This is a genomic window from Mangrovimonas sp. TPBH4, from assembly GCF_001280505.1.
Lineage (GTDB): Bacteria > Bacteroidota > Bacteroidia > Flavobacteriales > Flavobacteriaceae > Mangrovimonas_A.
The window spans coordinates 213,739-224,718 of sequence record NZ_LBIO01000037.1; the positions used below are offsets into that span (position 1 = coordinate 213,739).

The following is a 10,980-nucleotide window of genomic DNA, read 5'->3' on the forward strand; positions in this document are numbered from 1 at the left end:
TTGTTTTTAGTGAATGAATTTGGTTCCCACTTCTTTGTCGTCTATAATGTCTACAATCACATTTTCACGTTTACCATTGGCAATGTATGTGGGAATATCTTTCTTGGCAGTGCCCTTGGCAATTCTCAATTTCGAGGCCATACCTCCACGGCCTTCGCCTTCTTTTTTGTTGGAGGCCTTAACATATTTCTCTACGTCTTGGTCTACGGTAACCTCATCCAATTTTTTTGAGTTTTCGTCGTCGGGATGTCCTGTGTACAGCCCGTCGGTATCAGAAAGTATTATCAGTCTGTCTGCATCCAAAAGTTCGGCTACCAAGCTGGCCAATTCGTCATTGTCTGTAAACATGGACATAGTCAAGGATACGGCATCATCTTCATTGGCAATGGGAATGACTCCCTCAGAGAGCAAACCTTCATAGCAGTTAATCATGTTCTCTCTGTGCTTACCGGGATCAAAATCCCGTTTGGTTGCCAATACTTGGGCACATCGCATGCCATAATCGTTGAATAAACTATAGTAGTGGCGCATCATTCTTGGTTGCCCTACCGAGGAATACACCTGACGCCTGATGGAAGGATCGGTGATTTTAGTATCTCCCAATACCTCTTTTCCTGCAATTGCCGAACCAGAAGACACCAAAATAACCATGATGTCCCGTTCGTACAAGATGGCAATCTGCCTTACCAATTCCCTTAGGATCGGGCCTAAAATTCTATTGTCTTTGTTGGTTAGGACGTTGGTCCCAACTTTTACAACTATCCGTTTTATATCGTCCATATTAATGATCTTTTCCTAATTCAATAGCTCGGTTAAAAGCGGCATATGCAGCCTCTTGAATTAACTGTTTTACATTGTTGTCTTCCATGGAATCGATGGCTGCCTGAGTTGTGCCTCCTTTGGAAGCTACCCGGTCTATCCATCCTTCTGGAGAGAGATTGGACTGGTTGAAAAGTTCAATGGCCCCTTCAAAGGTGTTGCTTACCAAAACTTTGGAGTCGTAGTCTGAAAATCCCATTTTTTGGGCGGCCTCCAGCATGGACTGCATGAAGTAAAAAACGTAAGCGGGACCGCTTCCGGAAATACCTGTTGAGGCATCTATATACTTTTCTGTATCTACATGGATGGAGGTGCCAGTGGTGTCCAAAAGGTTTCTTACTAGAATCAATTCTACTTTTGAAACGGTTTCAGACTCTGTGTATGAGGTAACCCCTTTGCCTACTTTGGCAGGCAGGTTCGGCATGGTCCTCACTACTTTTGATATCCCAAGATGTTCTTTGATGAAGTCAATGGTAACCCCAGCCATTAGGGATACAAATATTTGGCTGTCATTGATCATTGGTTTCATTTGCTCAAAAAGCCCTTCACTGTGATATGGCTTAACGGCTATAAAAACCAGGTCTGCGTGGGGTAAGCAATCTTCCAGATTGTCATACACCTTAAATTTTGGATCTTTCTGTAATGTTGTAATTTTTTTTGGGTCAGTGTCATAGATGTTAAGCTTATGTTTTCCCAATAAAGGCGAGGTCGCCATTCCTTCGGAATACGTTAAACCCATGTTTCCTGCTCCAATTACTAATACTTTCATTTGTTTTGTTATTGATTATCAATATTGTTTGGTTAATTAGCCACAAGGACCATGCGGAAGTGCCAAAAAAAATAATGGATTTAAAAAATCGTGAATTTGATAATTATGCAGTATATGTTTGAAGTATTGTGAAGGTTTGAGGGAAAATGTTATAAAATTTTAAATTTAACCAAGGTGAAATTATTTCAGTTTTATGACATACTGTCTGAATTTGGCAGTTCAACGCTTCGATTTAAAAAGAAAAGCCCCGCATTGTTTTGCGGGGCTTTTCTATATTGGCATTTTTCTTTTTCAATTTTACGAAAGTTGCCTTATGTCATAATCTTATCGTTTTTCAGCCAATCCTCGGGTTAACCAGCCTCTTCTACTGGCGGTTGCTAGGGCATAAGGGGTAATCCAGAACAATCCAAAGGTGTAAAAGATGCTATAGGTATAGGCCCAAATGGCTTCTTTTGTTTCATATTTGGAGGAATAAAATATCACCGAAAATGTAGAGGTTACTAAAATGCTTAAAAGTGTAGACCCTAGGAATAGTAATGGATGGGTCAATACAAATATCAGCATGAACAAAGCAAATGGAAAACTCATCAAGATTCTTGTGGATTGACTAAGAAATAGCAATCGACTACCAAATTTATTACCTTTCTTGAAGTTGGTAAATACATATTTAGCCATTGCTATGTTTTCTCTCACATTACTACGTCCCCATCTGATAAACATTTTGTAAAGCCCTTTGTATTGTTCTGGCACGTTGGTGTAGGCCACTGCATTTCTTTGGAACAAAACATGTTTGCCTTGTTTTAAAATCATATTGGTCATGGCGCGGTCCTCACCAATATCCGATGGTTGCCCCATAAAGGTTTGGTTGATCCATTCTGGCAAACATGCATGAACAGCCGTACTTCTGTATGCTGCCAAGGCACCTGGAGTACATAACACGGAATTTAAAGTGCTTTCTGCCGATCGAACAAATTCAAAACTCATTACAAAACTTACGTCCAACATTTTCGGGAGCATTTCCTTTTTATTGTTCAAAACACGTATGTTTCCTGCAACAGCCCCGCAATCTTCATTGTGTACAAATGGGCTTACCAAGTTTCTAAGTGTGTCTGGCTCTACTACAGAATCACTGTCTACGGTTACAAATATGTCTCCTGTTCCTATATTGAAACCACGGTACAAGGCGTGACGTTTTCCTTGGTTTTTTGGCTGTTTGAATATGTCCAAACGATCTCCCAATCTCTTTTTTGCATCTACCATCCAGTCCCAAGTGTCATCCAAACTTCCGTCGTCTATGGCTAGAATCTGTAGTTTTTCTTCTGGATAATCACTATCGGCCAAACTTATCAAAGTATCCCACACATGTTTACTTTCATTGTAGGCAGGAACTATAACGGTACAGGTTGGAAGCTCTTCATCACTTACAGAAGCAACTGGTTTATATTTGAAATATTTGTAGGCAATAAAAAGAAAATAGAAAATTTTAAAGGCAAATAGCACAGAAGCGATAGTAAGAAACGTAGCTCCTATCATGCTGCGCCTTCCGGCTTCGTTAAATTGTTCAAAATCGGAATGGAATACTGAGAAAAAGTACAGTCCGATAAGGATGAGTATAAAGGTACTTATTAAGGTTAGTCTATTATTTGAATTTTCGCTGTTGGTCTTTAATTTGTGAAGGGTGAGTTTAATTGTCTCCATCTGTCGTTCTATCATTTTGTTAATACATAGGTTTTTAGATACTAGATGTACGGCGATGGATGTGGTTTAGATGTTTTTTTAGTTTATTTTAAGATAAAAGTTTTAAAACCGTAGGAAAGCGAATGTTAATAAAGAAAAAACCTCAAATAAATAGTTATTTGAGGTTTTATGATATAAAGAAAGAAGATGATTAGTCTCTCTTGTCTTCTCTTGGTTTTCTGTCATCACGACGATTGTCACGGTTGCGATTGTCGCGTCCACGGTTGTCGCGAGATCCTTTATTGTCTCTTGGAGGTCTTTCTTTAAACCCTTCTGGTTTTGGCAAGATGGCTTTGCGAGATACTTTTTCCTTTTTGGTTCTTGGGTCGATACCGAAGTATTTCACATCAAAGACATCTCCCATTTTCACAACGTCGCTCACATTTTCAGTGCGCTCCCAAGCCAATTCGCTTACGTGTAGCAAGACTTCGTTTCCAGGGGCCTCGGTATATTCTACTACGGCACCAAAATCCAACATCTTGATTACTTTTACTTCGTAAACACTGCCTACTTGAGGTTTAAACATCAAGGCGTCGATTTTAGCCAATACTTTGTCAATACCTTCTTGATCTGTACCAAGGATTTCCACAATACCTTCTTCGGTAACAGGATCTTCGTTGATAACGATTGTTGTTTTGGTTTCTTTCTGAAGTTCTTGAATTACTTTTCCTCCAGGTCCAATCAATGCGCCAATAAATTCGTTAGGAATTACTCTTGTCAACATTTTAGGAGCATGAGGTTTCACATCTGCATTTGGAGCAGTGATAGTATCTGTAAGTTTTCCAAGGATATGTAAACGGCCATCACGAGCTTGTTTTAAGGCTTTCACCAAAATCTCGTAAGACAATCCTTTTACTTTAATGTCCATTTGGCAAGCGGTAATACCATCGGCAGTACCGGTTACCTTAAAGTCCATATCTCCTAAGTGATCTTCGTCACCTAAAATATCAGATAAAACAGCGTAGTTTCCAGTTTCAGCATCAGAAATCAATCCCATTGCAATACCAGAAACAGGCTTGATCAATTGCACACCTGCATCCATTAAGGCCATTGTTCCGGCACATACAGTTGCCATGGAAGACGATCCGTTACTTTCCAATACTTCAGAAACTACACGTACAGTATAAGGGCAATCCTCAGGAACCATACGCTTAAGGGCACGTTGTGCCAAGTTTCCGTGTCCTACCTCACGACGAGACGTTCCTCTAATTGGGCGAGCCTCTCCAGTTGAGAAAGGAGGGAAGTTGTAGTGTAAATAGAAGCGCTCTTCACCTTCAAAAGACGGCATGTCAATCATGTTCGCTTCTCTTGAAGTTCCCAAAGTAACAGTAGCCAAGGCTTGAGTTTCCCCACGTGTGAATATGGAAGAACCATGTGTAGATGGTAAATAATCTACTTCGCACCAAATTGGACGGATGTCTGTAGTTTTACGTCCATCCAAACGCAATCCTTCGTTTAAGGTCAAGTCTCTTACGGCAGCTTTTTCAGCTTTGCTGTAATATTTTGAAACCAATCCTCCTATATCTTCTAATTCTTCCTCTGTGAACGTTGCTAAAATTTCTTCCTTGATTTCGGCAAAAGCAGCGCCTCTTTCGTGTTTTGAAGAACCTGCTTTGGCTACGGCATAAACTTTGTCGTAAGCCATATCGTGAATTTTCTTAGCCAATTCTTCATCTTCTCTTTCCGGATCATATTCACGAGTTTCTTTCTTACCAAAAGCCTCAGCTAATTTTAATTGAGCCTCACACTGAACTTTTATAGCAGCATGTGCAAACTCGATAGCCTCCACCATTTCTTCTTCAGAAATTTCACTCATTTCACCTTCAACCATCATTACGGAATCAGCAGAAGCACCAATCACCATATCGATATCTGAAGCTTCCAATTGCGATAAGCTAGGGTTGATGATCAATTGTCCGTCAACACGTCCTACGCGTACTTCTGAAATTGCAGTTTCAAATGGGATGTCTGACAATTGAATGGCAGCAGATGCAGCCAAACCAGCCATGGCATCTGGCATTACCTCTTCGTCATGAGACATTAACTGAATCATTACTTGGGTTTCGGCATGGTAATCTTTTGGGAATAGTGGACGCAATACACGGTCCACCAAACGCATGGTCAAAACTTCACCGTCACTTGGTCTTGCTTCTCTTTTGAAGAACCCACCTGGGTAACGTCCTGCGGCTGCGAATTTTTCGCGGTAATCTACCGTAAGCGGTAAAAAGTCTACATCACTTTGTTGGTAATTGGAAACAACAGTACATAATAGCATGCATTTTCCTGATTGAACAACGACCGAACCATGGGCTTGTTTTGCCAATTTTCCGGTTTCGATAGAGATTTCTCTTCCATCTCCAAGGTCGATGACCTCTCTAAAAACTTGTGGAATCATAAATATTTTATTCTAATTAAACAATGGTCGTTGTGTTGTTGTAGTTGTTGTGATGACCAATGAAAAACTATTATGAGCTTCTTATGCGAATTTTTAACTCTTTCGCTTGAGCTAATATATAAATAAAAAAAAGAGGCATAAAGCCTCTTTTTACAATTATTTTCTTAATCCTAATTCTTTTACGATAGCACGGTATCTTAAGATATCTTTCTTAGTCAAATAATCTAGCAAAGAACGACGCTTACCTACCAATTTTACCAAAGAACGCTCTGTGTTAAAATCTTTACGATTCTTTTTTAAGTGTTCTGTTAAGTGGTTAATTCTGTAGGTGAACAATGCAATTTGCCCCTCAGCACTCCCTGTGTCATTTTTTCCAGTTCCGTACTTTTCGAAGATTTCTTCTTTCTTTTCTTTACTTAAATACATTCCAATATTGTTTTAATGATTTTTATGTACTATGAAAGGGTTTCTTTCAAGCGGCAAATATAGTAATTTTAAATCATTTATAAGATAATGAGTGGAAAAATGATATTTCAATAAATTTTGTTGCTGCCAAAAATATCCAATCATCATTTTAACCGTTTATGAAATTATTCTATAATTAATCGTTTGGTATCCAGTACATCGCTGCCATTTTTTAGGCTCACCAAATAAATACCTGCTTTTCCATCAAGGTGGATTTGCTTTAGAGTAGTTACATTGCTAACAGATGTTTGAAGAATAGATCTTCCGGTAACGTCAAAAACTTCAATGTTATCCACCTGTGTATTGTTTGCAAACTCCACAAAGAAGGTTCCGGCGGAAGGGTTTGGGTATAACTGCATATTATGCGATAGAGAATGGTCGTTTATACTTAATGAATTGTTGATTGGTACATTTCCAAAGGAAATCAAGAATGAATTCACTTTTAGGTGTGGGTTGAATCCATCGTTACAGTCGGAGCAAGTTTCACCTGTAATACAATCTGGGTTGTTAGGGTGGCAATAGTCAGTATAACTTTCATCAAAAACATAGTCAAGGTCTACAGAGCTATTATTGATATACGGTGTCATATCATAATCAAAAAATTGGGCAATGCTTCCAGGGCACCATCCAGCTCTATTGTAATACCAAGTTCCAGCCTGTGGACTACAGTTATCTGGGTTGGGATCACAATCTACCCAATTCAATTGTGTAAAGGTTTGCTCATCATCTACCCAAATATGGTGAGTGTTTTGTTTAAATTCTGCGGCATTTCCTGTGTTAGTACTTCCCCAACCATGACCAGTAGAAACCAATTTAATTTTGGCAGATTGTGTGTTCTCTGGGAAGGATTTTGTGAAATCTTCTGTAGGTTGTAAGTTGGCCAAGTCTCCAAATTGGTAAGTACCGTTCCATAATTTTTGAATTTGACTATAAGGGTTTTCTGGGGTCCCTGGAGTATAACTCAATTGTAGCGTATATAGGAACCCATTACCTGTGGTGCCAAGATTTACTCTGAATTTGGTTCTTCCACTTAGTAAGGACATAAAATCCGTAAGGTCTATTTCGTGTTGGCAACTTACACCATAAGGGGTTAAATAACGAATGATTTCATACCATTGCCCATCTTTACCCAATGCTTCAATGGAAGAAATTCTATCCCAAGGGTCGCAACCTCCATCTGGACAGTCTATAAAAAGGGTTCCAGTTATTTCATTATATGCACCAACATAACTAGGTAAGTCTGTTTCAACGGTTACTGAAGGAACATCTCCATATACCCAAACATCTTCTGTTGCATTCAATGTTTGCGTAGGTGTTGTTGAAGTCAAGTTAAAAGTACTTGAATGGGTTCCTTCAGCACCAAAATTGTTGGTTGAAGTAATTTCCAGGTCATGGTTTCCAAAAGAACTTGGTGTCCACCAGGCAGAATAATAACCGTTACCGTAGCTTGTCAAAGTTACTTCTTCACCGTCAACGGTTGCGGTAATTGATGCAATTGAAAATAGTTCAGTATACGGTATGTCTGCTCTAAAGGCAATTTTAATTGGCATTAAGCTTGATGTATAAGCGTCTCCTTGTAAAGGGTGTAATATTTCAGCTTCAGCTAAAACAGCATCTGGATCTAAAACAGAAAAGGTTATCAGGATGTCTTCTGCTGGCTCGTAGATGTCATTTCCAGGCTGACTAGCCTTAACGGTAACCTCTCCGGCAACACCGTCTAGAGTTAGTATATCTTCACTGATGCTTGCTGGGCCTGAAATTATTTCATAAGTAATAGGAAGATTGGAATTCACCGTTGCTTCAAGTTGAAATGGAGCGTCAGTAATTAACTTAGAAGGAATTTGGGGGAAATTGATAGCTTGAAAAGTAGCTTCCAATTCGCCATTGAAATTGGAGGTTTCTCCATCTAGCGCAAAATTGTTTAAAGTAGCATTTTTATTTTCTTCTCCGCTAATGTCCATCAATTGTGTGATACTGGTGTTGTTTCCGCCTGGAGTCCCTTGATTGAATTTGTAATAAACTTGAAGATTGGCTTCATCGCCAGTCAATTCATTGGCAATCATGTCCTGAATTTCTGCTTGTGTCAAGGCTTTGTTCCAAAGGGATACTTCATCGGCTCTTCCCGGAAATACAAAGTTGTAGCTTGCAAGAATAGATTTCCCTATTGTAAAAGGTCTGTCTGTCGATGAAAAGATACCGGATGCAGGTGTGGTTGCTATAGAAACCCCATCGATAAATAGTTCAAGGGAGGTTTGGTTATATACCCAGGTAACATGTTGCCATTGCCCTGCTACGATAGTGCCCTCAGGAAGCGTAATATTATGAAACCCTGCTGTTGTCACCAATCGGCATTCAAGACCTCCATTAGGTTTTTGGTTGACATACATTTCGCCATCTCCAGTTCCGCCACCTCTAATGCCCATCATACCTTGAGCATATCCTAGTTCATCTGTATAGAACCATCCTGCCATGGTAATGGTGTTACTGCCATTGATAAACTGTGCGCCATTAGGTAAAGATGCATAATCATCGACACCGTCAAAGTGTAGGTATTGATTGGATTGGGACATTCCCATGAAGAATGTCAAAAACAGTAGGCTAAAAAGTAGTTGGCTTTTTAGGGAATAGATATATTTCATGCTAAAAATTTGGTTAATTGCACGGCAAGTTACCAATTAGGATATTTTTCACAAGAAATATTACCAAGCTGTTCAGTTAAAAAAAATTAACATTAGATTGAAGAGGTTAAAAGGCAGAAGAGAATAGAAATAAAAAAAGCGACCTGATCAGGTCGCTTTTTTTATTATGCCCTTAAGGGCTGATTTGTGATTAAGTCAATGTATTGGTTGACTTTGTTTTTAAGATTCTTTCTATGCGAAATAAAATCCAAGAAACCGTGTTCCAACAAGAACTCTGAAGTTTGGAATCCTTCAGGCAATTCCTGTCCTGTGGTGTCTCTTACAATCCTAGGACCAGCAAAACCAATCAAGGCTCCTGGCTCCGCAATGTTGATGTCTCCCAACATGGCGAATGATGCCGTGGTACCACCTGTAGTAGGATCGGTACAAAGAGAAATGTAAGGGATTTTAGCTTCGGCCAATTGTGCTAGCTTAACGGACGTTTTAGCCAATTGCATTAATGACAACGCCGCTTCCATCATACGGGCACCTCCAGATTTGGAAATAATCATAAAAGGCACATTGTTCTTTAGGGAATAATCGGCTGCACGAGCAATTTTTTCTCCAACTACACTTCCCATAGACCCTCCTATAAAAGCAAAGTCCATACAGGCAACCACCAAGTCTTTCCCTTTCGATTTACCAACGGCTGTTCTTACAGCATCTTTTAATTTGGTTTTCTCTTGGGCAGACTTTAAGCGGTCTGGGTATTTTTTGGTGTCTTCAAATTTTAAGGGATCTTTAGAAGTTAGGTTGACATCCAGTTCTTCAAACTTATTGTCGTCGAATAAAATTTCGAAATACTCCTTACTTCCAATTCTTACGTGATAATCGTCTTCTGGACTCACATAAAAATTCTTTTCCAATTCTTCCGTGTCTACAATTTTACCCGTAGGGGATTTGTACCAAAGACCTTTAGGAGTGTCCTTTTTTTCTTCGGTAGTGGTAGTAATCCCTTTTGTTTTTCTTTTAAACCAAGACATTAAAACTAATTTTAGTTAATTATTTCGGGTGCAAATTTATAAAGTATTTACATTATTAAGGTCTTCAAATGCCTTTTTTAATCTTTCAACAAATGTATTTTCTCCTGCACGCAACCAAACTCTAGGGTCGTAGAATTTTTTATTTGGTACATCATCTCCTTCTGGGTTACCAATTTGGGCTTGTAAATAGTCTTTGTTATCGGCCATATAATCACGGATTCCGCTCATAAATGCATATTGCATATCGGTATCGATGTTCATTTTGATTACACCATATCCAATGGCTTCTCTAATTTCTTCAACAGTAGAACCTGAACCACCGTGGAATACAAAATCGATATGGTTGTGAGGTACATTGTATTTTTCAGAAATATACTCTTGAGAGTTTTTAAGGATTTTTGGAGTCAATTTTACGTTGCCTGGCTTGTAAACACCGTGTACGTTACCAAAGGCAGCTGCAATGGTAAATTGGTCACTCACTTTGCTCAATTCTTCATATGCGTAAGCAACTTCTTCTGGTTGGGTGTATAGTTTAGAATCGTCTACATCTGTATTGTCAACTCCGTCTTCTTCACCTCCAGTGATTCCCAACTCAATTTCCAAGGTCATTCCCATCTTGCTCATGCGCTCAAGGTATGTTTTACAAATTTCGATGTTTTCCTCAAGAGGCTCTTCACTTAAATCAATCATGTGAGAGCTATAAAGTGGTCTTCCTGTTTCGGCAAAATGCTTTTCACTGGCATCCAACAAGCCGTCAATCCAAGGCAACAATTTTTTTGCACAGTGGTCTGTATGTAAAATTACCGGAACTCCATAGGCTACGGCCATTTCGTGAACGTGCTTGGCACCTGCAATAGATCCTGCAATGGCTGCTTTTTGACCTTCATTGCTCAATCCTTTACCAGCGTTAAATTGCGCACCTCCGTTTGAGAATTGGATAATTACAGGGGCATTAAGTGCTGCCGCTGTTTCTAAAACACCATTGATAGTGTTGGAACCAATAACGTTTACTGCCGGAAGGGCAAATCCTTTTTCTTTTGCAAGTTTGAAAATTTCCTGAACTTCTTTTCCTGTAGCAACTCCTGCTTTGATATTGTGACTCATTTTTAGTGTATTTTATATTGAAATAGTAAG

General features: G+C 39.2%; 8 protein-coding genes. All 8 read right to left on the reverse strand.

Going from position 1 to position 10,980, the window contains the following annotated elements; translation table 11 throughout:
• Positions 1 to 6: 6 nt before the first annotated feature.
• Positions 7 to 780, reverse strand: coding sequence for a glutamate 5-kinase (gene proB, locus ZA05_RS02380; protein WP_053990239.1), 774 nt, complete (start codon positions 778 to 780; stop codon positions 7 to 9).
• A gap of 1 nt (position 781) precedes the next feature.
• Positions 782 to 1,588 (reverse strand): pyrroline-5-carboxylate reductase, encoded by an 807-nt coding sequence (gene proC / locus ZA05_RS02385; RefSeq protein WP_053990238.1) that lies wholly within the window; start codon positions 1,586 to 1,588, stop codon positions 782 to 784.
• Between the two features lie 324 nt (positions 1,589 to 1,912).
• Complete coding sequence (locus ZA05_RS02390; protein ID WP_082333650.1) at positions 1,913 to 3,286, reverse strand: glycosyltransferase family 2 protein; 1,374 nt, start codon at positions 3,284 to 3,286, stop codon at positions 1,913 to 1,915.
• 190 nt (positions 3,287 to 3,476) lie between these two features.
• Positions 3,477 to 5,720, reverse strand: a complete 2,244-nt coding sequence (locus tag ZA05_RS02395) for a polyribonucleotide nucleotidyltransferase (RefSeq protein ID WP_053990236.1) — start codon at positions 5,718 to 5,720, stop codon at positions 3,477 to 3,479.
• Positions 5,721 to 5,876: 156 nt separating this feature from the next.
• A complete protein-coding gene (gene rpsO / locus ZA05_RS02400) occupies positions 5,877 to 6,146 on the reverse strand; it encodes a 30S ribosomal protein S15 (RefSeq protein WP_053990235.1) in 270 nt (89 codons plus the stop codon).
• 164 nt (positions 6,147 to 6,310) lie between these two features.
• Positions 6,311 to 8,824, reverse strand: coding sequence for a LamG-like jellyroll fold domain-containing protein (locus ZA05_RS02405; protein ID WP_082333649.1), 2,514 nt, complete (start codon positions 8,822 to 8,824; stop codon positions 6,311 to 6,313).
• Between the two features lie 164 nt (positions 8,825 to 8,988).
• Positions 8,989 to 9,846: an acetyl-CoA carboxylase, carboxyltransferase subunit beta gene (gene accD, locus ZA05_RS02410; protein WP_053990233.1), complete on the reverse strand. Its 858-nt coding sequence runs from the start codon at positions 9,844 to 9,846 to the stop codon at positions 8,989 to 8,991.
• A 36-nt stretch (positions 9,847 to 9,882) separates the two neighbouring features.
• Positions 9,883 to 10,950: a class II fructose-bisphosphate aldolase gene (gene fbaA, locus ZA05_RS02415; RefSeq protein WP_053990232.1), complete on the reverse strand. Its 1,068-nt coding sequence runs from the start codon at positions 10,948 to 10,950 to the stop codon at positions 9,883 to 9,885.
• Positions 10,951 to 10,980 lie beyond the last annotated feature (30 nt).